General features: G+C 53.6%; 28 protein-coding genes. 8 read left to right on the plus strand and 20 right to left on the minus strand.

Annotation, left to right across the window (positions count from 1 at the left end):
• Positions 1–16 precede the first annotated feature (16 nt).
• Positions 17–2203, plus strand: coding sequence for an OsmC domain/YcaO domain-containing protein (locus ACQUWM_RS14280; protein WP_428922610.1), 2187 nt, complete (start codon positions 17–19; stop codon positions 2201–2203).
• A gap of 68 nt (positions 2204–2271) precedes the next feature.
• On the opposite strand, the gene ACQUWM_RS14285 is transcribed toward ACQUWM_RS14280, so the two are convergent.
• On the minus strand, positions 2272–3648 hold the full coding sequence (locus ACQUWM_RS14285) for a C13 family peptidase (RefSeq protein WP_428922611.1): 1377 nt from the start codon (positions 3646–3648) through the stop codon (positions 2272–2274).
• Positions 3649–3824: 176 nt separating this feature from the next.
• Between ACQUWM_RS14285 and ACQUWM_RS14290 the strand changes: the two genes are divergently transcribed.
• Genes ACQUWM_RS14290 through ACQUWM_RS14305 form a run of 4 tightly spaced genes read left to right on the plus strand, consistent with a single transcriptional unit; the run spans position 3825 to position 6515 of the window.
• Positions 3825–4244: a hypothetical protein gene (locus ACQUWM_RS14290; RefSeq protein ID WP_428922612.1), complete on the plus strand. Its 420-nt coding sequence runs from the start codon at positions 3825–3827 to the stop codon at positions 4242–4244.
• Positions 4234–4899, plus strand: a complete 666-nt coding sequence (locus ACQUWM_RS14295; RefSeq protein ID WP_428922613.1) for a CDP-alcohol phosphatidyltransferase family protein — start codon at positions 4234–4236, stop codon at positions 4897–4899. Before ACQUWM_RS14290 ends, ACQUWM_RS14295 begins: the two co-directional genes overlap by 11 nt.
• 2 nt (positions 4900–4901) lie before the next feature.
• Complete coding sequence (locus tag ACQUWM_RS14300; protein ID WP_428922614.1) at positions 4902–5858, plus strand: phosphatidate cytidylyltransferase; 957 nt, start codon at positions 4902–4904, stop codon at positions 5856–5858.
• Between the two features lie 9 nt (positions 5859–5867).
• Complete coding sequence (locus ACQUWM_RS14305) at positions 5868–6515, plus strand: lysophospholipid acyltransferase family protein (protein ID WP_407001564.1); 648 nt, start codon at positions 5868–5870, stop codon at positions 6513–6515.
• 52 nt (positions 6516–6567) lie between these two features.
• Here the strand turns inward: ACQUWM_RS14305 and ACQUWM_RS14310 are convergent, their stop codons facing one another.
• The 5 genes from ACQUWM_RS14310 to ACQUWM_RS14330 all read right to left on the minus strand — a co-directional run bounded on the left by ACQUWM_RS14310 (position 6568) and on the right by ACQUWM_RS14330 (position 10940).
• Complete coding sequence (locus ACQUWM_RS14310; RefSeq protein WP_407001565.1) at positions 6568–7071, minus strand: MgtC/SapB family protein; 504 nt, start codon at positions 7069–7071, stop codon at positions 6568–6570.
• A 111-nt stretch (positions 7072–7182) separates the two neighbouring features.
• The gene (locus ACQUWM_RS14315; protein ID WP_428922615.1) at positions 7183–8466 is read right to left on the minus strand and encodes a hypothetical protein; all 1284 of its coding nucleotides are present in this window, start codon (positions 8464–8466) and stop codon (positions 7183–7185) included.
• A 172-nt stretch (positions 8467–8638) separates the two neighbouring features.
• Positions 8639–9025: a tautomerase family protein gene (locus ACQUWM_RS14320; protein WP_406985801.1), complete on the minus strand. Its 387-nt coding sequence runs from the start codon at positions 9023–9025 to the stop codon at positions 8639–8641.
• A gap of 40 nt (positions 9026–9065) precedes the next feature.
• The gene (locus ACQUWM_RS14325) at positions 9066–9803 is read right to left on the minus strand and encodes a hypothetical protein (protein ID WP_428922616.1); all 738 of its coding nucleotides are present in this window, start codon (positions 9801–9803) and stop codon (positions 9066–9068) included.
• Positions 9804–9944: 141 nt separating this feature from the next.
• Positions 9945–10940, minus strand: coding sequence for a tetratricopeptide repeat protein (locus ACQUWM_RS14330; protein ID WP_428922617.1), 996 nt, complete (start codon positions 10938–10940; stop codon positions 9945–9947).
• 110 nt (positions 10941–11050) lie between these two features.
• On the opposite strand from ACQUWM_RS14330, the gene ACQUWM_RS14335 reads away from it, so the two are divergent.
• The gene (locus ACQUWM_RS14335) at positions 11051–12283 is read left to right on the plus strand and encodes an ankyrin repeat domain-containing protein (RefSeq protein WP_428922618.1); all 1233 of its coding nucleotides are present in this window, start codon (positions 11051–11053) and stop codon (positions 12281–12283) included.
• Positions 12284–12448: 165 nt separating this feature from the next.
• Here the strand turns inward: ACQUWM_RS14335 and ACQUWM_RS14340 are convergent, their stop codons facing one another.
• The 6 genes from ACQUWM_RS14340 to ACQUWM_RS14365 form a co-directional block, all read right to left on the minus strand.
• The gene (locus tag ACQUWM_RS14340; protein ID WP_407001568.1) at positions 12449–13072 is read right to left on the minus strand and encodes a SagB/ThcOx family dehydrogenase; all 624 of its coding nucleotides are present in this window, start codon (positions 13070–13072) and stop codon (positions 12449–12451) included.
• A 28-nt stretch (positions 13073–13100) separates the two neighbouring features.
• Positions 13101–13496, minus strand: coding sequence for a DoxX-like family protein (locus ACQUWM_RS14345; RefSeq protein WP_428922619.1), 396 nt, complete (start codon positions 13494–13496; stop codon positions 13101–13103).
• Positions 13489–13926 carry a thiol-disulfide oxidoreductase DCC family protein gene (locus tag ACQUWM_RS14350; protein WP_428922620.1) on the minus strand — a complete coding sequence of 146 codons (438 nt, stop codon included), beginning with the start codon at positions 13924–13926 and terminating at the stop codon, positions 13489–13491. Before ACQUWM_RS14350 ends, ACQUWM_RS14345 begins: the two co-directional genes overlap by 8 nt.
• Before the next feature lie 95 nt (positions 13927–14021).
• Positions 14022–14144: a YHYH domain-containing protein gene (locus ACQUWM_RS14355; protein WP_406985808.1), complete on the minus strand. Its 123-nt coding sequence runs from the start codon at positions 14142–14144 to the stop codon at positions 14022–14024.
• A gap of 153 nt (positions 14145–14297) precedes the next feature.
• Positions 14298–14831, minus strand: a complete 534-nt coding sequence (locus tag ACQUWM_RS14360; protein ID WP_407001571.1) for a GNAT family N-acetyltransferase — start codon at positions 14829–14831, stop codon at positions 14298–14300.
• 93 nt (positions 14832–14924) lie between these two features.
• Positions 14925–15389 carry a hypothetical protein gene (locus tag ACQUWM_RS14365; RefSeq protein ID WP_407001572.1) on the minus strand — a complete coding sequence of 155 codons (465 nt, stop codon included), beginning with the start codon at positions 15387–15389 and terminating at the stop codon, positions 14925–14927.
• A 150-nt stretch (positions 15390–15539) separates the two neighbouring features.
• On the opposite strand from ACQUWM_RS14365, the gene ACQUWM_RS14370 reads away from it, so the two are divergent.
• Positions 15540–15791 carry a type II toxin-antitoxin system Phd/YefM family antitoxin gene (locus ACQUWM_RS14370; protein ID WP_012137510.1) on the plus strand — a complete coding sequence of 84 codons (252 nt, stop codon included), beginning with the start codon at positions 15540–15542 and terminating at the stop codon, positions 15789–15791.
• Positions 15788–16042 carry a Txe/YoeB family addiction module toxin gene (locus ACQUWM_RS14375; protein WP_428922621.1) on the plus strand — a complete coding sequence of 85 codons (255 nt, stop codon included), beginning with the start codon at positions 15788–15790 and terminating at the stop codon, positions 16040–16042. Before ACQUWM_RS14370 ends, ACQUWM_RS14375 begins: the two co-directional genes overlap by 4 nt.
• On the opposite strand, the gene ACQUWM_RS14380 is transcribed toward ACQUWM_RS14375, so the two are convergent.
• The 8 genes from ACQUWM_RS14380 to ACQUWM_RS14415 all read right to left on the minus strand — a co-directional run bounded on the left by ACQUWM_RS14380 (position 16036) and on the right by ACQUWM_RS14415 (position 20191).
• Positions 16036–16437, minus strand: a complete 402-nt coding sequence (locus ACQUWM_RS14380) for a hypothetical protein (RefSeq protein WP_406985811.1) — start codon at positions 16435–16437, stop codon at positions 16036–16038. The genes ACQUWM_RS14375 and ACQUWM_RS14380 overlap by 7 nt on opposite strands.
• 84 nt (positions 16438–16521) lie before the next feature.
• The gene (locus ACQUWM_RS14385) at positions 16522–16773 is read right to left on the minus strand and encodes a hypothetical protein (protein ID WP_406985812.1); all 252 of its coding nucleotides are present in this window, start codon (positions 16771–16773) and stop codon (positions 16522–16524) included.
• Between the two features lie 550 nt (positions 16774–17323).
• Positions 17324–17707: a hypothetical protein gene (locus tag ACQUWM_RS14390; RefSeq protein ID WP_428922622.1), complete on the minus strand. Its 384-nt coding sequence runs from the start codon at positions 17705–17707 to the stop codon at positions 17324–17326.
• Positions 17708–17818: 111 nt separating this feature from the next.
• Positions 17819–18055 (minus strand): hypothetical protein, encoded by a 237-nt coding sequence (locus ACQUWM_RS14395; protein ID WP_406985814.1) that lies wholly within the window; start codon positions 18053–18055, stop codon positions 17819–17821.
• 102 nt (positions 18056–18157) lie between these two features.
• Positions 18158–18556: a WapI family immunity protein gene (locus ACQUWM_RS14400; protein WP_428922623.1), complete on the minus strand. Its 399-nt coding sequence runs from the start codon at positions 18554–18556 to the stop codon at positions 18158–18160.
• Between the two features lie 77 nt (positions 18557–18633).
• A complete protein-coding gene (locus ACQUWM_RS14405; RefSeq protein WP_428922624.1) occupies positions 18634–19176 on the minus strand; it encodes a HEPN domain-containing protein in 543 nt (180 codons plus the stop codon).
• Positions 19177–19250: 74 nt separating this feature from the next.
• Positions 19251–19691 (minus strand): hypothetical protein, encoded by a 441-nt coding sequence (locus ACQUWM_RS14410; RefSeq protein WP_428922625.1) that lies wholly within the window; start codon positions 19689–19691, stop codon positions 19251–19253.
• Positions 19692–19780: 89 nt separating this feature from the next.
• The gene (locus ACQUWM_RS14415) at positions 19781–20191 is read right to left on the minus strand and encodes a hypothetical protein (protein ID WP_428922626.1); all 411 of its coding nucleotides are present in this window, start codon (positions 20189–20191) and stop codon (positions 19781–19783) included.
• Positions 20192–20215: the final 24 nt, after the last annotated feature.

The following is a 20215-nucleotide window of genomic DNA, read 5'->3' on the forward strand; positions in this document are numbered from 1 at the left end:
ACCCGGTATCCTGTTCATGGAAATCAAAGTTAACTTCCTCGAAAACCTCAGGCTTGAAGCCAAGTTTGATGATTTCACCGTCACCACTGACCAGCCCATTCGCTACAAGGGTGATGGCTCCGCCCCGAGCCCGTTCGATTATTTCCTGGCCTCGTCGGCCCTCTGTGCGGCCTACTTTGTCCGGGTTTACTGCAAGGCACGGGACATTCCCACGGAAAACATCCGCCTGTCGCAAAACAACATTGTCGACCCGGAGAACCGCTACAACCAGATTTTCAGAATTGAGGTGGAGCTGCCGGAAGATATTTCCGATAAGGACCGCCAGGGCATCCTGCGCTCAATCGACCGCTGTACCGTGAAGAAAGTGGTGCAGACCGGCCCTGAATTCCAGATTGAAACCGTCGAAAACCTCGACGAAGACGCCCAGGCCCTGCTGATGGCCGCGCCGGAAGGCGACTCCAGCACCTACATCGTTGGCAAGGACCTGCCGCTGGAGCAGACCATCGCCAACATGTCCGGCATTCTGGCGGACCTTGGCATGAAAATCGAAATCGCCTCCTGGCGCAATATCGTGCCCCATGTGTGGTCGCTGCACATCCGCGATGCCGCCTCGCCCATGTGTTTCACCAACGGCAAAGGCGCTACCAAGGAAAGCGCCCTGTGCTCTGCGCTTGGCGAATTCATCGAACGCCTGAACTGCAACTTCTTCTACAACGACCAGTTCTTCGGCGAGGAGATCGCCAATAGCGATTTCGTGCACTATCCCAACGAGCAGTGGTTCAAGCCCGGGCCTGAAGACGAACTGCCCGAAGGCATCCTCGATGACCACTGCCGCGCCATCTACGACCCCGAAGGCGATCTGCGCGGCTCTCACCTGATCGACACCAATTCCGGCCGGCGCGACCGTGGCATCTGTTCCCTGCCCTTTGTGCGCCAGTCCGACGGCGAGGTGGTCTACTTCCCCTCCAATCTGATCGAAAACCTGTACCTCAGCAACGGCATGAGTGCCGGCAACACTCTGCAGGAGGCACAGGTACAGTGCCTGTCAGAGATCTTCGAGCGAGCGGTGAAAAAGCAGATCATCGAGGGAGAAATTGCCCTGCCGGACGTGCCCCGGGAGGTGCTTGAGAAATACCCGGACATTCTCGAGGGCATCGAGGCCCTGGAAGCCCAGGGCTTCCCGACACTGGTGAAGGATGCCTCCCTGGACGGTCAGTTCCCGGTGATGTGTGTCACCCTGATGAACCCCAGAAACGGCGGCGTGTTTGCCTCCTTCGGCGCCCACCCAAGCTTTGAAGTGGCACTTGAACGCAGCCTGACGGAATTGCTCCAGGGCCGCAGCTTTGAGGGCCTGAACGACGTACCAGCTCCCACGTTCAACAGCCTGGCCGTCACCGAGCCCAACAACTTCGTCGAACACTTTATCGATTCCACTGGCGTGGTGTCCTGGCGCTTCTTCAGCGCCCGCTCCGATTACGAGTTCCGGGAGTGGGATTTCTCCGGCACCAACGCCGAAGAGGCCGACGGTCTGTTCAGCATCCTCGCGGACCTGGGCAAGGAAGTCTATGTCGCGGTTTACGAGGAGTTGGGCGCGCCCGTCTGCCGCATCCTGGTGCCGGATTATTCCGAGGTGTATCCGGTCGAGGACCTGATCATGGACAACACCAACATGGCCCTGGACTACCGGGAGGACATCCTCAACCTGCACCGCCTGAGCGACGAGCAGCTGGCCGATCTGGTGGAGCGCCTGGAAGCCAGCCAGCTCGACAACTACATGACCATCATCACCCTGATCGGCGTGGAGTTCGACGAAAACACCGTCTGGGGACAGCTCACCATCCTGGAGCTGAAGATCCTGATCTGCCTCGCCCTGCAATGGCACGAGGAAGCACTCGAGTTTGTCGACATGTTCCTGCAGTTCAACGACAACACCGTTGAACGCGGCCTGTTTTATCAGGCAGTGCAGGCGGTACTGGAAGTCACCCTCGACGACGAGATGACGCTGGACGACTACCTGACCAACTTCCGACGCATGTTCGGGGACGACACCATGAACGCCGTGGTCGGGTCAGTAACCGGCGAGGTGCGTTTCCACGGCCTGACCCCGACCAGCATGCAGCTGGAAGGGCTGGACAAACACCTGCGGCTGATTGAAAGCTACAAGAAGCTGCACGCAGCCCGGGCGGCCAAAGCGGGGTTGTAGCGCTTAAGGCATCAACTCCCCTGACACCCGGAGAAGCACGTGCTTTTCCGGGTGTATGGCCAACAAGGTCACCCGGCGGGGCCGGGAACTTCCTGGCTAAGCCATTCCCGCAGACTGTCACCCAGGTGTGACTGGGGATAGGACCAGTTTTCCTCCTCCATACCGATCTCTTCTTCCCAGGTTCTGATTTGCGTGTTGATCTGCTCGAACATGGCCTCGGGATCGTCGAGTGACAGGCCCACGCTCTGATACACGGCCTTGGTGAACCAGGTCATTTCCGAGTCGTCGCCGCAGCCGAAGGACGTGCGGTCTTCCCGGGCGGAGGTCATGATCAGTGTATCGCTGTCTTTGAGTTGGTTGAGCCAGTGGCCGGAGTAGCACGCAGAGACCACCAGCAGTTTCCGGCGGGCGTTCAGTGGCTCCAGCATCTCCGCAAAGGCCTGGGGCGACAGGTCCGGCAGTTCGATACCGGGTTGCTGCAACAGCAGTTGCCCATCCTGCCGGCCATGGCTGACCAGGTGAATGACAAGCAGGTCTTCCTCCGGGTTCATTTGCTGATCCAACGCCTTCAGGGCCGTTGCGATGGATGGCCGGGTAGCCAGGGGGAAGGTCTCGTAATCCCGGTGATTGAGCAGCATGATGGCGCGTTTCTCCACATCAAACTGCGCCTGCAGGCCTGTTCTGGCCACCTCGATATCGCGCATGAAAACCGACTCGGTGCCGTCTCCGCCCACGGCGAGGAAATAGGCGTCAGTCACACCAGGCCGTTCGGGTGCCAGGCTTTCAATCTGGCTGTTCAGGCGCTGGCGATCCTCGGCCAGGATCTTTTCGGTGAGGGGCGCTGGCGGCTCTTCCGGGGTGTATTCCTCCCTATCCAGGAACTCACCGTATTCCCAGGTGCCCGATAGGCTCTCCATACCCTTCGATTCGTCAGGAAAGGAGTAGGTGCCTTCCCCGTGGTAATACCAGTCGCGGAACTCCCCCTCATAGCTGCCATAGTCAGTGATGTGCTTCCCCTTTACCGGGGCGCCATCTTCGAACTCGGCGATATAGACGCTGCCACTGGCTTCGTAGCGGCCTTCACCATGGAACTCATTGTTCCGGAATGCTCCCTCATAACGACTGTCGTCATCTTCAAGCATACCCTGCCCCGACATCAGGCCTTTCTTGAACTCGCCTTCGTAACGCCAACCCGCCGGGGATTCGAGTGTACCCTGACCATGCCAGTACCCCTCCCGGAACTGGCCGCTGTAGACCGTGCCACTGGCAAACTCCTGAACGCCCTCACCATGAAAGAGACCGTCCCGGATATCGCCGGAATAGGTACTGCCATCCGGCAGGCGAGCATCGGGCGACAGCAGTTCTGGCGCGTCGCAGGCTGCAAGTACAAGAACGGCGATCAGTGGCAGGGTCATTCGCAAGGGGCGCTGTAAAACAGTCATCATCTTGTTTTCTTGGTCCTGGGAGGTGTATGGAAGTTTGCAGTCGCATCCTATCAACATTGGAGACAGGAAATCGCGGAGTGGTTCACTGCACACCGATAGCAGATGTGAGGCCGTTATAGTAACCTTGCCATCACATTCGTGTAACGAATAAACCATTGCTCCAGGGATAGGATGTCATGGAAAGGAAATCCGGGAAATTGCTGGCTGCCGGCCTGGCCTTCGTGCTTTGGGGTAGCTGGGCACTGGTGGTCAACTGGCAGGCCGGCGCGCAGGCGGCGACCATTGCCGCTCTGATACAGGGCTCTACCAGCTTTGTGGTTACCCTGCTTATGGCCGCTGCGGTCACCTGGCAGGTTCGACGTTTCAGGCATCCGGTCTGCCGGGTGCTGGCACCTCCCCTTATTACTGTGTCGGTGACAGGCTCCTTTCTCTTTCTCGTGCATTCGCTGGGGCAGACCCCCGGCTTGTGGCAGACCATTCTTCCGCCCACCACGATCGCTTTTTGCTACTGCCTGTTGCTGAGTGTGCAACTTCAGCGCGAGGCTTCCCTCTCATCAACCCGGTTACCGGTTTCGGATCTCAATAATGATGGATGACGTACAGGGCCAGAGAAGGCCGCTCAAGGTTCGACAGAAACAATGGGCCGGCGGCCTTGCCCGCTGGCTGGGGCAGCGCGGGGTAACACCGAACCAGATCTCACTGGCGAGCATCGCCTTTGCCCTGGTGGGAGCAGCCGCCTTCCTGGTCAGCGGGAACCTCGACGGCGGCTGGCGCTGGTGGTCCCTGCTGCTGGCGGCGACGATGATCCAGGGGCGTCTGCTGTGCAACCTTTTTGACGGCATGGTTGCCGTTGAGGGCGGCAAGAGCACGCCCGCGGGTGAGCTGTTCAACGAGGTGCCAGACCGGGTCAGCGACTCCCTGCTGCTGGTGGCGCTGGGCTATTCCCTGCCAGGTTTTGAATCAGCGATATGGCTTGGCTGGCTGGCCGCCTTGCTGGCCGTGCTGACGGCCTATGTCCGGGTGCTGGGCAGTGCTCTCGGCGTGTCGGCGGATTTCCGGGGTCCGATGGCCAAGCAGCACCGCATGGCATTGCTGACGGCTGCTTGCGTATTGTCCGTATTCGACAGCCTGTGGGCCGAGCCGGGAATGGCGCTTTGGTTCGCCCTGGCACTGGTGGCGGCAGGCAGCGCCGCAACCTGTGGGCGGCGGCTGGCAGGCATACACGCGCAACTGAATCACGGGGAGGGCTGAACATGGACCTGTCGTTCCTGCTGATCCTCTCACTGCCGACCAGCGTCCAGTACGCCATTGCAGGATTGTTCCTGCTGTTGGTCGCCGGCTCCGTGGCCGAGCGGATTCTGGCATCCCGTATGGAAGCCGGGGCCCATCGCGAGCTGCGCCAGCGCATCAACTCCTGGTGGATCATGGTCGGGATCCTGCTGGTGGTGCTGATCGTCGGTCGCGGGGCCTCGCTGGTGTTCTTCGCGGTGCTGAGTTTCCTGGCCCTGCGAGAGTTCTTTTCCATCCTGCCGGTGCGCCATACCGACAGGCGGGTAATCCTGGCCCTGTACCTGATGATCCCGGTGCACTACTACTGGATCAGCCTGGAGTGGTACGGCGTGTTCATCATTTTCATTCCGGTGTACCTGTTCCTGTTCATCCCCTTTGCGTTACTGATGCTGGGGGAAACCAAAGGCTTTATCCGCTCCGCCACCTCTTACCAGTGGGCGGTGATGACCACGGTCTTTGCCATCAGCCATGTGGCCTACCTGCTGATCCTGCCCGCGGAGCGGAACCCCGCTGGAGGGCCCATCGGGCTGGTGCTGTACCTGCTGTTCCTGACCCAGTTCAACGACGTGGCCCAGTATGTCTGGGGCAAGACCCTGGGCAAACGCAAGATCGTGCCGAAGATCAGCCCCAACAAAACCTGGGCCGGGTTTGTCGGTGGCGTGGCGACCACCATGGCACTGGCCATGCTGCTTGCCCCCTGGCTTACCCCCCTGTCCATGCCGGAGGGATTGCTGGCGGGGCTATTGATCGGGGTTGCGGGCTTTGTCGGCGATCTGACCGTATCGGCGACCAAGCGGGACCTGGGCATCAAGGACACCGGGCAGCTGATTCCGGGGCACGGCGGCATCCTCGACAGAATCGACAGCCTGATGTACACCGCACCGCTGTTCTTCCATTACCTCTACTACCTCAAGTACTAGGGGATAACCATGTTTAGCAACGCACTGAAGAAACTGTTCTTCCTGATCATCGTCAAGCCTGTGGTCTTCATTGGTCTGGGGGTCAACCTGTTCAACCGGGAAAAGCTACCGGGTTCAGGACCGGCCATTATCGCGGCCAATCACAACAGCCACCTCGATACCATGGTGTTGATGTCGCTTTTCCCCCTCGGGCAACTGCCCAGGGTACGCCCCGTTGCCGCTGCGGATTATTTCCTGCGCAACAGGCTGCTGGCCTGGTTTGCACTAAGGGTGATCGGGATCATCCCCCTTGACCGCCAGGGCCAGGCAGCGCGGGATGAGCTGTTTGCAGAATGCCGGGCGGCACTGGAGCGGGGCGAGATACTGCTGGTGTTCCCGGAAGGCAGCCGGGGCGCACCGGAACAGCTGCAACCATTGAAGAAAGGGATCTACCATCTGGCAAAGTCCGCGGGCAGTACCGGCGTCACTACCGTGGTAATGCATGGCCTTGGCAGGTCAATGCCCAAGGGTGGATCCATGCCGGTACCCTTCAACTGTGACGTGGTGGTGGGGGAAACCCACTACCCCGGTGACAATGCATCGACCTTTATCGACACCCTCAATGGAGCTTTCGAAGAGCAACTGGCCCAGTGCCTGACCCGAAGGATTGAGGAATAGAGTGTTTTAACGAATGGGGCCGGCCCCTCTGCGCTCAACCGCTGTTTTAGGGTTACCTGTCCTGTTTGTTTTCTTTCGAATGTATGAGGCGCGAAAACTTAGGCACCACATACAGTACGACCCAGGCCAGAAGGGTACACAAGATTGCCGTCTGCTCGCGCCCCAGGCCGACCGCAATTCCTATCGCGGCGGTAAACCAGATGCCCGCCGCCGTAGTCAGTCCACTTGCATTTTGTTCATCATTGCCATTGATGATCGTTCCCGCGCACAGAAAGCCAATGCCGGTAATGACGCCCTGGATAACACGGCTCATTTCCGAATCAGAGATGCCCACTTGCTGGGGAATCAAGATAAACAAAGCCGCCCCCATGCAAACCAGCATATGAGTGCGCACGCCGGCGGCCTTGCCTCGCTGTTCCCGTTCAAGCCCCAGCACACCCCCTAAAAGCACAGCGAGCAGGAGCCGGATCAGAACAATGAGCATTTCGCCCAGGTCATTGAGGTCTGAAAACTCGGAAACAACGGTATTGCCTATCAGTGTCATTTCGTCGTTCATAGACGTCTCTTTCATGTGGAAAAGGGGCGGCACCTGTTTAAGTCTAGACCAAGGCGAAACTTAGTAAGGGTTATGATGTCCGGTTACCCGTTATTTCCGCACGTACATCAACTAAAGACGCGAAACGGTCTGAATGTCACGGACTTGCACCGGTACAACCATTGAGCCTCCGTGTATATGCCGTCGAAGTTTTACAGCGTCTCCGTCAATCCTCAGGATAACGCCCTCCATTCGCTGACCACTTTTCAGGGTGATGGAAACATCCCGCTGGAGGTACTGCTTCAGATCCGCTGGCGACTCCGGGTTTCTGCTGCTTACAGAGTCGGCAGGCGCGGTGCTTTTCTTGTCGGTGGTGGGCGATTCAGGTTGCTCTGCATCGCTCGCGGCAATGTCCTGCTCGGCCAAAGCGATGCTGACAGGCTGCATCCCCGTTCTTTCCGTGCCCATTTTCGGGTTCAGGCGGCCGCTCAGGTACACCGGGTCGGGGCTGAGATAATTGTCGCCAAGATCCAGGGCGGGAAAGGGCTCCATTTCAAAGACCAGCTTACTGCCCGGATTGCCGATGTAGTCGCGGTATACCTCGACGAAACTTTCGCTCGGCTTCAGACCCATCTTCTGCCACTGGGCAACCCAGGCGTCCATGTGATGTTTTTGATACTCGGCGGTGGTCATGCCGGTCTCCCCGGCACACAGCTCGAGCATGTGACCGAGCTGACCGTGATCCTCAATACCAATACTGGCGGAGGATAATGACATTGAGCTGGCGGTTTCGGCAGACAAGCCAGCCTCGTTAATGGAATTCGAACGGTCCAATACCATGTCGAGGCTGACGGCCATCAGATCGCGGAACAGCATCCGGTTGGTAAAGCGTATCCGCGTGCCCCCTTCAGACAGTTGGTAGCCCATGGTCATATCCAGCACCAGGCGATCAAAGCCCATGGCGCTGATATCACGCCGACTAAACCTTGAACGCCCATTGCATCCCGCCGTTTCCAGTTTGGTGTAGAGGCTATCGGTAACCGCGGTGTTTTGCAGGTTGGTCATGAACTCCATATCCGCTACCAGGCCTTCTATCGAAAACTCGAGGCGGTCCGGAATTTTGTTCTCACGCAGTTTGTCTTGCAGGTTCATCAATACCCAGAGATTGCCGGTGTTCAACCCAATCTTGTCGGCGACAATCTCCTCGTTATTCCTCAACGAAACGAAGCGAAGGTCCGTCACCTCAATATTGCCAGACCAGGTGGTGGAAACATCGCCGTATTCCATCCGGACGAATGGCGCGATGGTCCGCTTGATGCTTTCGAGCCCATCAGAGACAGAGCTGGTGACTTTGTATTGAACGAAGGCGAAACCGACCGCAACAGCGACCACGACGATAAGCAAAAAGCGCTTCATAAAGTTCCCTTTTTACAGCATTCCTTAACGGATTCAGGGTTATGGAGAAAGGCGTTCTGAATTTGATGGCACGAAAAGATCATACCTTAACTTTACGTAATGTGGGAAGGCGGGGAGAGGGGCGCGGAAGGAGAGGCACATCCGCGCCGGGGGCGTCCCCTGAGAGCACTTGTTACACATTGACTGAGTACTTGAGGTCACGCGCTTCGTCTCCAGTCATGCCACGAAATCCCCAGCAGTGAGCTGGTTGTTCCTTTATCGTCACCTCGACGTCCACGGGTGAAATACCAACCTCCGACTCAATCCTACTAAATAGCTCCTTTATCAGAGCCTTTTGGGTCTCCGGAGTACGACCCTGCATCATGTTGATCTCAATGACCGTGTAGGCGGGCGTTCTGCCACCTGGATAATAAAAATCCTCGGCGTCCATTGGGATGAAACGATGAGCCCGTTTGTCTTCTGGCATGCCCAGAACTGACCGCATACATCCATGAATGACCTCAGAAAGCTGGGCCTTGACCGGATTAAGATATTCCTTGATTCCATAGATGACTATCACTATGCCTCCTGCATTGTGTAACGCCGCTCAGCACACGCGGTTACGAAATGGATGCGGAGCTGCCGCTAATGGTGGTATCGACTGGCATGCGCCAGCTGCGGAACATGCTTTTTCTACTAGACTTACCCCGCAACTCCAGAAGCCAGTAATAACATAGCGGGTCATTAACGGGCAGCCCGGCGGGCACATCAAAACTGAATCTTACAATGCTTTCCCTGCCTTCGGGTTGCACCCGGATCTCCTGTTTTACGCTCCAATATTCGGCATCCCGCGACGAATAATCATTACTCGCTATTGCGTCTTCCTCATAACAAACCAGCTTGATCTCCACCGACTGGCACCCTCGCATAGGCTTCAAAAAACGTATGATCCCCGAAGCCTCCCCACCAACCTCAGGATGAGCACCGAGTTTTAGCAGCGTAGCTCCGTTTTTGAAAAGCTTCCGGCTTGTGTTCAGTCGAGAGGAGAGCATAAAAATCCCGAAAAGCGGGCCACATAACAAATACGGATGAAAAAAATTGCCCAGCGTCACGGCGTAGACGATCAGTGGCAACAGCAGAAAAAACAGCCCTAGAAGATACTGTGGCTTTGCCCCTGTTGCCTGCGCACTGCGCGTCCATCGGTCAACTCCCGGATACCCCTGCTCTTTGCGGGATTTTGGTTTCAGGCCGGGTATCGGAATGCTTTTTTTAAATATCACTCGATAGCCTCGGCTCGGGCCCGGTTTGCTTACTGAAATGATTTTTGGGCTTTCATCGCCAAAGTCTGTTCCTGACATATATATTTTCTGTCCCTGAAGTAAATCGGACGCTGAGGTTGCCATAGCCAAAGATTACTTTCTCTGTTTCAGCTAACAAATATGAGCCTCAGTGGGCTTACCCCGACAGAGGTCTCCGGTGGCCGGTCCGAACTGGAGCCTTTAAAAGAATATTGCCGTATCTGTCAGTAATTCCTCGGAGCGTTCGAGAGCTTCGGCAAGCATCTCTGGCGTCAGGTAGTCTTCGTAAGCTTTGATCGCATCGAGTGTCGCTGGTCGCCCTGTGTTTCTATGGAGCGCCAGTAGCAAGGCTGCTCCTTCGATCGGACGTGGCGCTTCAAAGTGATATGAGATCGTGGGCGAGTACACCTCTGCGATATCGGGCCCCATCATAATTTGGGCACCCGCTTCAAGCACGGCATCGTAATAATCGGTTTGAGCCATGGCTTCGACCCAGTAGCGAGCCTCTTCCAATTCTCCCTGCTCCCTAAGCTTAATAGCGAGTTTCGACATGGCCTTTGGATAACCATTTTTCGCTGCTTTTTGGAGCCATTTCCTGGCGTCCTCTTGTCGACCGGCTTTCGTCCAGTAAAAACCCTTCTCCTGACCATCAATCAAGTAAGCAAGCCGATATTGAGAGTAAGCGTGACCGGCCTCCGCAGCGCGCTGGATCCATTCCCACTCATCACCTGAATTATTTTGCGCCCGATAGATGGAATGAACCGCTTTCATGGCCTCGGGGTTGCCAGACTCGGCTCGTGGTAATACCAGATCCAAAGCTTTATCAAGCCATTCATCCTGATCCATCCAGCAGCTCCAGAGCCCGCTGCAGTCGTAATCTTTTTGCGCTAATCGCAAAAGGGCGTATATACGACCGCGATCGGCTGCCTGCTGGTAGAATGCCTCGGCCTCCCTATTTAGCTCGCCGCGCCTTTGGATGAATCTCCCCGCATAGTAGAAGGCCTCGGTATAACCCAGATCTGCTGCTTTCTCCAATTTCGGGAAAGCTTTTGAAGGGAAACCGCGTTCATGCCAGGCAAGTCCTTCCCGGAGCATCGTTTCAGATTTTTCAGCGTCGGCTTGCGCCTGTAAGGGAAGGCCTGTAACTAGAAGGGTAGAATACAACAGAAGCTTTATTATCGGCACCAGAAACGGCATTTGGTTCCTCCCTGACCAATGGTGGCCATAGTGTCTCAAAAGCCGTGTACCAAGGGTATATCCATTTCGGCTATTCTATCGCGAACAGTTTTAGTCAAAGGATTGATTAAGTGCGCTATTTTTTAACTTTATTCATTGGTTTAATTATCAACTCTTCTTCACTGGCGTCCCAGCCTGAGCTCCTTGGAGCCATCTCTGAAGAGAATCTGACGAAAGCGCAAGAACTGGTCAGGCTGGGCGCCAATCCATTCAAGTCTAATGAAAACGGCGATTCGGCGGTCTCCGTCGGCCTGAAGATGTCCGAGGGCAGTGAAGTGCGGCAGTGGGCTGAAGCGCTGGCTGATGAAAGTGCACTTAAAGCGAGAGTCCTTCGAAACCTTATTGAATACAACATCCTGACGGTTGCCAAGTTCAGAGCGGAGTTAGAGGAAGCTTCTTTTTACATCGATGCCATTTTATGGGATGGGGAAACCTTGCTGGGGCACCTATGTCGCCTTAAGGGGAAGGAAGACTATATCTCTGTGCTTTTGGACTTCGGTGCAGATACTGAGATTGCGGGTCCGGATGAAAGGCCCCCGCTTTTCAGCGCTATCCATGTAGGCAACGCAAGAGCAAGTGACATTCTGATTTCAGCAGGAGCCAATCTTGGAGCGTTGGACGATCGCGGGCTTACGCCTTTGCACTTTACCGCAGACGACTGGGGGGATCAGTCTAATGATGCAAAGATTGCTCTCTTACTCATTAAAGCGGGCGCCGACATTAATGCCGCAACCGAATCTGAAGACACTCCTCTGTATTACGCAATATTGTTCGATCGCCCCGAAATTTTCGAAGTGCTTCTAGATGCAGGGGCTGACCCGGACATCCCTTCCGAACGCGGCATGACGCCTCTTATGCAGATTGTTTCGCAACATACTTCCTCCAGATTAATGATGGCTGAAGCACTCATTAAAGCAGGAGCCAACCTCGACGCAAGAAACGTATCCGGCCGGACAGCCCTCCACACAGTCGCCCTGATGGATGTGCTCGGAGGGGAAGGATGTTGCGAGACTTATGAAGAAGCTGATGCCAAGGTTGCTCAGTTGATAATTGACGCGGGAGCGGATATCAACGCCAGAGACGTAAATGGGATGACCCCTTTGTTATTCTCAATTGTAGAAAAGCATCGGAGAGTAACCGAGGTATTACTTGAAGCAGGTGCCGACACCAATACCCCAAATCATTTTGGCCGGACGCCTCTTGAAATCGCCACATTGTATCGCGATAAGGATTTGGCCAAGTCTATTATTATGGCTGGCGCAGATATCACGCCTGAGATCTGGCGCCGTCTTTCTTCGCAATAATGGAGCTTGCTGGCCGGAAGTTGCGCAGGGGGGGGGGGCGCTTTATGTCCTATAACCATGTACCGTAGAGCCCGATGGCTTGTAATTTACTCCGATCAGAAATTTAACGCAGAGCGAAGCGGCGTAAAGGCCACCTGTGTGACGCGTATGTATTGTTATGCACTGTTAGACATCCCGCCGCTGCCCGATGCACAGCAATGCCGTAGGTTCCAAGTCTGAAGGCAAACTCAATGCTTCCTTCACCCTTGAATCCTCGAACCCTGCCACGAGAACACAACCAATTCCGAGAGCAGTACTCTGGAGATGGACATTTTGTGCTAAAGCACCGGTTTCCATATAAACATAGCGAGCACCGCGCTCTCCCTGGGGTGGCTGACGTTCAAAGTGCCTAACCGCGTCTCCGAGTTTCGCTGTAACTCCGATGACGATAGCCGCCTCCTTCAACCATGGCTGATCACCAATACCTAGCTCGTGCATGGCTTCTTCCGGAATACGGTCACCGACAAGCTTCAGCGAATGGCTGTCAGCCATATACTCATAGGTGCCGGGCTCAAGGTCCGATACATGCTGCACCACAATTTGTAGATGCAACGGATAAAGACCACCCGCCGATGGTGTTGCTCTTTTTTGGTCAGGACCTGTTACTCCTTGGGCCGACCAAAGCAATTGGGACAAAACACTTATAGGTAGCGCTGTCTTTGTGTACTCCCTTGTGCTGCGTCGAGCCTCAATACAACCAACCAATGACTCGGAGTCTTGCAATTCCGGTGCAGGTAGCTCGAAGACCATGCATTTACTCCCTATGCGTAACGCCCGGCTAGACATTATGACTCACCACCAGGCGCTGAAGGTGCAAACCGACGACTGAGAGTGCCATCACAGCAATGTTGGTTGTCACAGGATTGAATGCAGCACCTAGCAGCACAGGCTGGAACATAGCTACAAACACCAGCAATCCAAACATTGCCACTGCTGTTAGAAGCAAAGGCCAACGTTGGCGCCAAAATAACAGAACAGCAACGGACATTCCGATCTCGAACGCTCCACCAATGATTGCCAACTGTTCTGCACCGGCCCTTGAGAGACCGGTGGCCATACTCATTGCCAGCTCATCTTCATGCAGATAGAGCAATTTGGGAACCAAGCCATGATAGAACCAAATAAAGGCGATAGTGCACCGGCAGACTGCATAGCTTAAAAATGTACTACTCACCCAGGAACCTTGAATTGTGATCTTTATTCGGAATAACGCAGGCCTCGTAGCGACCGAATAGTCTGTAACGATTCAGTGCGACACGATCGTAAAGCCAATCCCGAATAATCGAAGGCACTGCCCAGCCGATACACATGATTGGCCAAGGCCACGGCAATCGCTGCATCACTCTAAAGAATGCTGACGATTTCGTATAAATATTGACCCCTTCAACCAGAAACATGGTTTCGTAGTGATCGGTTGGAAAACCGTGCCATTGCAGAATGGCCTTACCTTCCGGTGACTGAGCGGTTGCTAACTTGAATTGGCGCTTCCTATCAAACCTGATAAGAAAACGTGCCCAAACCGAACACAGCCGGCATACACCATCAAAAAGGACCACCCGATCTCCGGCTGCCACACCTGGTGCGATTTCCGATTCTTGAATCATGAATAAGCTAATGCCTGCAGAGGGAATCAAAAGCGGTACGCTTTGTTAACACTGCACCGAGGAGAACGCGTCTCCCCAGGGCAGCAACCTACTGATTAATGGCAGTGGTAAGGCTTTGAACCCGCATGACAGCCATTTTCATCAGTTCCGCCAGAGTGAGCATGGGCTACGCCAACGATCATCATTGAAGCAAACAGGAAAGCGACTAGCTTTTTCATAGAAACACCTTTTTGTTGGAGATATTTTCCATAGTGCCTTCCTTTGCAATGAATCACCCAAATCCGTTGTGAGTGTTAACGCTTTTATTTAGCGGCGACTACGGAGCGCAGTGTAGTAGGCGTCCGGTGTAGGGCCGCCAGGCCCGGAACGCGCTACAACAATTTGTTATGCAATGCCCAGTCTTCGCAAGTCATTCGATACACCCGCACCGGTCGGTTATGAAATTCTTGGAGTGTGTAGTCTCCGAACCCTGCCTTTTCCGTCACCTTAACGGATGCTGTATGCTCCGGCTCGATGATAACAATTACCGACTCACAGTGTTTTTGATCGAAGGCATATTGGAGAACACCTTTGACAGCTTCTGTCGCAAACCCCTGATGCCAAAATCTGCGCGCCAAGCGATAACCTAGATTGACTTCTTCAGCCTCGCCAACCAATTCCGGCCCAACGCCACAGAAGCCAATAAAATCACCTGACTCTTTCTCGCACAATGCCCACGGCCCGATTCCATGAGAGGCATAGCACTCAAGGCACCAATCTATAAATTTTTTGGTAGCTTCTTCATCACAAACTCCCCGAACGGAAAACTTCATGACTTCCGGATCACTGAGAATTGCGGTGAGCACTGGAACGTCTTGATGGGATAACTTCCTTCCAATCAACCTCTCTGTTTCAAACAATTGCACCGAACTCTCCCTGTGCTGGTCCTACCCACGAAAAGGAGCCATGGAAAGGGCGTCCGGCGGCCGCGAACTGCTGCGACTTGTTAAGTGTTTCTCTCACTCCGCATACTGAGGACTTTGCTTGCTTAGCCCTCCCCCTACAACAATTGCGGCACTCAAAAGCACAAAGTTCTTCATGATGTACTGACCCTCCAGGGTGAGCCCGTAAGGAAATTGCGTGAAGCACACCTCCGGCACCAAAAACAGAGGCAATACCGTTCCGAACAACTGCAGAAAAAGAAGGCTCAATGCAACCCTCAGCAGTGGTCGAAAAATCAAGCAGACACCAATTAGAACTTCCCAGTAACCGAGAAACGGGATAAAAATGCTCGAAGGAAGCCAGAAAACTGTGTTCGTAATCAGGTCATTGACTGGACTGATCCCTAAAGGCTTGAGCGCACCCAGCCAAATAAAAACGGCCGCAATAGAATAACGCAGAAATATTTGGCCATGCTTGTGCATCCATTCTGCGGCCATCTTGTCGCATCTTCCAAACGTGAACCCGCCTAGCTTTGGTTCCATCGACATCCTCATAGCAACACTTAACGTCCGGCTCAAGCGCCGGTTTAGAGCCGCGAAGCGGCGGAAAACCGGTCGCTGTGCAGCCGATTGTTAAATCCTTTGGCGTACGGTATCCTGACCATGATCAACATCCTGTACAGGAGCAACCTTATGGATGCCATTAGCTACACAGCCGCTAGAACCAATTTAGCAAAAACCATGGAACAGGTCTGTGAAGACCATTCCCCTGTGATCATCACCCGGAGCAAGTCGCAGTCAGTGGTAATGATCTCCCTGGAGGACTACGAGGCGCTGCAAGAAACGGCATACCTCCTGCGCGCACCCAAAAACGCACGGCGTTTGCTGGAATCCGTTGCCGAGCTGGAGCAAGGCGGTGGTCAAGAAAAGGAACTTCTTGAATGAAACTCATCTTCTCCGAGAACGCCTGGGAAGATTATCTGTACTGGCAAAAAACCGACAGAAAGATTCTTAACCGAATCAACAAGCTGATCAAAGAGACCAAGCGAGAACCGTTCGAAGGTGTTGGCAAACCAGAGCCCCTCAAACACAGCCTCGCCGGGTACTGGTCTCGCCGGATCAACGAAGAACACCGAATAGTTTACAAAGTCACGGATGACGCTTTGCTTATCGCCCAGCTCCGGTATCACTACTGATTTAATGCCAGCCATGCATTCTTTTTCTGGTAGCCACGGATCACCCCCTTTCCTTTAAGCCCATCCAGAAATGCAGCTGAGACACCGGAGTAGGCTACCGTGCATTCACGATGAAAATTATCATATCCTCCAAAAACTAACTTCCCATCGCTCTCGATTTGGACATGGATGATTCCCTCCCTTGCCAGGTGATCCTTCTTCGACAACTCCTTCCAAATGTCAGAAAGCGTCTGATCGGTTAATGGGATCACGACGAAATTAAGCTCTGGCGAAACTGTTTGGCGCTTGAGCGTCGACGTTTCTACATACGAGGCGATTGGCCAATCATAAAACTCTAAGTTGGCTAGCGCCCCCTCAAAAGAGATATACGAGTGGTTCGCAAACTCCTTCATCATTGAGAGCAAAAGTCCTGGCTTGTCTCTGGGGTCGATCCAAATCACTGAGTCAGCGTCCCTTGCCTGTACTTGTTATGTGCTGAACTATGAATTACCTGAAAGCTCAATGAGCTTGCTAAAAAAGTAGTGTGCGTTATTGATATCATCCTGGGTATCACCATCCCAGCCTGGAGTATGTTCAAGCTCTTGTTCTAACTCCTTAAGTCGATCATGTAATTCCAAAATCTCAGGAGCTTTGCATTGAGCAGCGATTGTCGGCCACTCGGATTCTGGAATTGGCTCCCAGGGAGCCCGACCTTTTTTCGCTTTTGTTAGCACCTCTTGCAACATACTCATAGCTTTTCACGCATAACATCCGAGTTACCCATAAACAGTAGACGTCGCGTGCCTGGCCTTGTTAGTAGTCTTTGCCACTTTTAACAAAGTAAACAATTTGTTCTTTTTTTGACATCTCGTCATAACTCACAACTTGATTCTCGGTTGGTTCCTTGAAGCTATGGCTAATACGGTAATAACTACAGATAACCTCGTTCCCCAAAGCCTTAAACCTCACAAACTCTCTCAAGGTGAACCAGCTTCCACTCTTCTTGCAGTTGCTCGGAGAACCCTCACGAGGACAAAACTTTGTCGGTTTCGAATAATCGAAAATGTTCTTGCTGCCTTTCGACACAAATTTATTGTCGCTCAGTACTATTCGAGTGCCTCCGGCCTCCGTACCTTGAACTTCACATTCATGGTCTTTGTCTGCCACTGCAAAACTCGACACAAGCAACATAGGTAAGCAAATTGACTTCTTCATGGTCTCACTACTAACGCCGCTCAGCACGCGCGGTTACGGAATGTAGGCGCAGCCGCAATGTAGTAGACGCCGCCGTGACTGGCCTGGTTATGCATTTTCCAATTTTGTGGCTGCTTGTTGGGGTGTAAGCTCTTCCCCCAGCCATATTTCCACTTTGTGGGCCCCAGTACCAAGAGCGATTTCCCGCAGGACTTTCGCCTCTACTTCAGACAATCCACCCTCCGTCATCTCAAGCGGGTGCATCAGTATTTCTGGGCTCTTTTTGAGAAATTGCTTTGGCAGAACTTTCTTTATGCCTTTCGACAAATGGCGTTCTGCTAATTGGAACTCCCCTATCAGAAGTCGAGATGTACTGAAGGGTTCCGGTGAAGAAACAACCTCGACAACAAGATCACCTGAGACCTTTATGATCTCAAAACGATTTTTCGAGATTTTCACGTAGAGCTTTTCTGTGAACAGCTTTTTGATCAAACTCGTTTCCTATACATAACACAGATGGTAACCGGCGACCTTTTTGGAGCGCAGCGGAGAAAAGGGCGTCCGGTGGACGGTCGCCAGGCCGGGAACGAACTTGAACATTGGTTATGCATCCTTTCCAGCATAGGCCTCTAGCTTTTCAGGAACATAAGGCCAAAACACTACCCAATTTTCTGGTTTGGGGTAGCGCCTCCGGTACTCCTCCCTTTCTCTTTCATTAAGCCTGCCATACCAGTCAACGAATCGGTACCAGTAGTCTTCGCCGGCCCCCATTCGCCAGCCAATAGACCCCAAGGGTATCTCGGGGTGCTGAAGCCATGGCGGCAGCATCTCATTATCCATTAGCCTGCCCCTGCGTCCGTAGTGAGCGCTGCATAACGCAGAGCGCACCGGTGGCCTTGGCGTAGCGAAGCGGAGACAAGGGCATCCGAGTGACGCGTATTGTTAGTGATCACGGCTGAGGACTGCCTCCGCTTCCGTAATCCAACGTCTTAAAAATGTTTGATCCGCCTCAAAGGTGCCGGAAAGTGTTGGACCAAGACTGAAACAATCGGGACTAAATCGGTAGCTTATTTCCAGCGCTCCGCGAGGATTAGCTGAGAACGAGAACTCGATGTTCTCTTCCATATTTACCCACACAGCGTCCGCCTTCTCTCCAGCAGTGCTATCGAGCTTCCTCAAAACCTGGACGAAGCCTTTCCATTCCTCGACCTCGATTGTGCAGGAAAAGCCGCCCTCAAAGGAAGGCGCTTTTAGGGAAACTGTAGTGTGCATCCAGCCTTCAACATCGGGCATGGAAAAGCCAATTTCACACACAAGCCCATGGCCAGAAAATTCCATCATCTCCACACTAACGCGGAGCACAGCGGCGGCCCGTCAGGGACGTCCGGCGGCCGAAGGCCGCGTACTGATGCGAATTGTTAGAGATTTTGCTCAAGATACTCATCCGTTGCGCGTACCAACTCCCTTAGAAATCTGATCACCTTTTCCAATTCATCTTTCTTAATCAGATGAGCCGCGGGTGATCCGTTATTGATCGGCTTGGAGCGATGAACGGCGTCTCCCCGCTTGGAAATCCACTGATTTAGTGATTTTCGCGCCTTTTCCGGGGTCACGTTTGCCCAACACCATGCTGATGTCACGTCTAACCCAAGATAGTCCTGGAATATTTTTTTGGTCTTATCTGAGGTTGGGTTGTGAAACTGCTTGAGCTCTTGTTGGAGTTTTTTCTGAATAAACTCACCAACGTAACTACCCGAAACGACACTGAGGCGTTTATCCATGGCCTCGGTGATACGGTCTTCAACGTATGTTTCCCAAGCTGTCAGGGCCATCACCAAACCAGCTCGCTTTAATACCTCAGCATTCGCTGGAGGCGGATTGCAGTTGATCGCATCGAAATGAGCAAGGAGCTCTTCCGCGTCTTTTATTCCATGTTCGAACGAGCTCTTTGCTTGAGACATATTCCCTTCTTTAACGTTGAAGCTGTGCGGCGCAAACGAAGCGCAGCGTAGTTTGCGTCCGAACGAGCGCCTTGTTAGGCATGTTGCTTACCGCCGCGTACCAATTGGCCCGGCCCATGCTCTTGATTCTTTAGCCACTCGGCAGGGTGATAGCCGAGCTCTTCCCAGCGAGCATAAAACTCTTCGATCATTGGTTGGTGCTTTTCGAAGCCAATGTGAACATCTGTGTCGTTGCAGAAGCGGAACTCAACATCCACAAGTTGGACGAAGACATCGTTGTGTCCGAATTCGCCGAACCCTCGGCGCTCCAAGTCCTGAATTCTTGCCTCCAAATCTTCAAGGGGAAAAGTCTCGGGGACCCACTCGTTTCCAGGATAATATTCGTTTCCCCAAGCAAAGCCGAACAGAACCGAACACTCGCTGACGCCTTTATCCCGGAAATACGCCACGAAGTGACGAAGCTCTTCCCAGAACTGCTCTTTGCTGAGCGGATAGGTGAGGATTTCTTGCTTCATAATGAATGATGCCTAACGCCGCTCAGCACGCGCGGCTTTGTAGTGGAGGCGAAGCCGCAACGAAAAAGGCGTCGCCGTGCCTGGCCTGGTTATGTTTTAAACGTGCCGAGGCGACTCGATAAGACAAACACGGCCAAAATACAACCTACCGATATGAGTGTCAGATTTTCAATGCTGGCAAGCAGGCTTGTCTGTGGTGCATAGTCTGCCATGAGCCACTGGGCGCCCAGAACAATCAAATTACTGCCCAAAAAGACATACCCCGCCCACTTTTTCAAGAACGCTAAAAAAATCGCTGAAATAAAGGCCATGGCTAGCAGGGCTGTGCTTACATTTGCCCATAAAGACTGAAGTTGCGTGCTCGGCTGTGAATACCACCATTGCATATACCACAGAACCTCCTGAGGCAGGTCGCTTTGTGGGCTGAAAACGAGCCAGAAGTAGACCGCTAACGATGCGCAATAAACCATTGATGCAATTCTAAGAATGGCTCGATCCACGACTACTCCTTAAAACATAACGCT

The sequence above is a fragment of the Marinobacter sp. DUT-3 genome (genome assembly GCF_050379435.1).
In the GTDB taxonomy this organism is placed as follows: domain Bacteria; phylum Pseudomonadota; class Gammaproteobacteria; order Pseudomonadales; family Oleiphilaceae; genus Marinobacter.

What these genes read in the sequence shown, in the direction of transcription:
- ACQUWM_RS14295 (WP_428922613.1), top strand. Translation starts at nt 4,234, where the DNA reads ATGATGGATGACGTACAGGGCCAGAGAAGGCCGCTCAAGGTTCGACAG.
- ACQUWM_RS14330 (WP_428922617.1), bottom strand. Translation starts at nt 10,940, where the DNA reads ATGCCGTTTCTGGTGCCGATAATAAAGCTTCTGTTGTATTCTACCCTT.
- ACQUWM_RS14400 (WP_428922623.1), bottom strand. Translation starts at nt 18,556, where the DNA reads ATGATGGAATTTTCTGGCCATGGGCTTGTGTGTGAAATTGGCTTTTCC.
- ACQUWM_RS14375 (WP_428922621.1), top strand. Translation starts at nt 15,788, where the DNA reads ATGAAACTCATCTTCTCCGAGAACGCCTGGGAAGATTATCTGTACTGG.
- ACQUWM_RS14310 (WP_407001565.1), bottom strand. Translation starts at nt 7,071, where the DNA reads ATGAACGACGAAATGACACTGATAGGCAATACCGTTGTTTCCGAGTTT.
- ACQUWM_RS14285 (WP_428922611.1), bottom strand. Translation starts at nt 3,648, where the DNA reads ATGATGACTGTTTTACAGCGCCCCTTGCGAATGACCCTGCCACTGATC.
- ACQUWM_RS14300 (WP_428922614.1), top strand. Translation starts at nt 4,902, where the DNA reads ATGGACCTGTCGTTCCTGCTGATCCTCTCACTGCCGACCAGCGTCCAG.
- ACQUWM_RS14380 (WP_406985811.1), bottom strand. Translation starts at nt 16,437, where the DNA reads ATGATGAAGGAGTTTGCGAACCACTCGTATATCTCTTTTGAGGGGGCG.
- ACQUWM_RS14290 (WP_428922612.1), top strand. Translation starts at nt 3,825, where the DNA reads ATGGAAAGGAAATCCGGGAAATTGCTGGCTGCCGGCCTGGCCTTCGTG.
- ACQUWM_RS14340 (WP_407001568.1), bottom strand. Translation starts at nt 13,072, where the DNA reads ATGGTCTTCGAGCTACCTGCACCGGAATTGCAAGACTCCGAGTCATTG.
- ACQUWM_RS14385 (WP_406985812.1), bottom strand. Translation starts at nt 16,773, where the DNA reads ATGAGTATGTTGCAAGAGGTGCTAACAAAAGCGAAAAAAGGTCGGGCT.
- ACQUWM_RS14305 (WP_407001564.1), top strand. Translation starts at nt 5,868, where the DNA reads ATGTTTAGCAACGCACTGAAGAAACTGTTCTTCCTGATCATCGTCAAG.
- ACQUWM_RS14405 (WP_428922624.1), bottom strand. Translation starts at nt 19,176, where the DNA reads ATGTCTCAAGCAAAGAGCTCGTTCGAACATGGAATAAAAGACGCGGAA.
- ACQUWM_RS14370 (WP_012137510.1), top strand. Translation starts at nt 15,540, where the DNA reads ATGGATGCCATTAGCTACACAGCCGCTAGAACCAATTTAGCAAAAACC.
- ACQUWM_RS14395 (WP_406985814.1), bottom strand. Translation starts at nt 18,055, where the DNA reads ATGGATAATGAGATGCTGCCGCCATGGCTTCAGCACCCCGAGATACCC.
- ACQUWM_RS14355 (WP_406985808.1), bottom strand. Translation starts at nt 14,144, where the DNA reads ATGAAAAAGCTAGTCGCTTTCCTGTTTGCTTCAATGATGATCGTTGGC.
- ACQUWM_RS14325 (WP_428922616.1), bottom strand. Translation starts at nt 9,803, where the DNA reads ATGTCAGGAACAGACTTTGGCGATGAAAGCCCAAAAATCATTTCAGTA.
- ACQUWM_RS14350 (WP_428922620.1), bottom strand. Translation starts at nt 13,926, where the DNA reads ATGATTCAAGAATCGGAAATCGCACCAGGTGTGGCAGCCGGAGATCGG.
- ACQUWM_RS14315 (WP_428922615.1), bottom strand. Translation starts at nt 8,466, where the DNA reads ATGAAGCGCTTTTTGCTTATCGTCGTGGTCGCTGTTGCGGTCGGTTTC.
- ACQUWM_RS14410 (WP_428922625.1), bottom strand. Translation starts at nt 19,691, where the DNA reads ATGAAGCAAGAAATCCTCACCTATCCGCTCAGCAAAGAGCAGTTCTGG.
- ACQUWM_RS14365 (WP_407001572.1), bottom strand. Translation starts at nt 15,389, where the DNA reads ATGGAACCAAAGCTAGGCGGGTTCACGTTTGGAAGATGCGACAAGATG.
- ACQUWM_RS14280 (WP_428922610.1), top strand. Translation starts at nt 17, where the DNA reads ATGGAAATCAAAGTTAACTTCCTCGAAAACCTCAGGCTTGAAGCCAAG.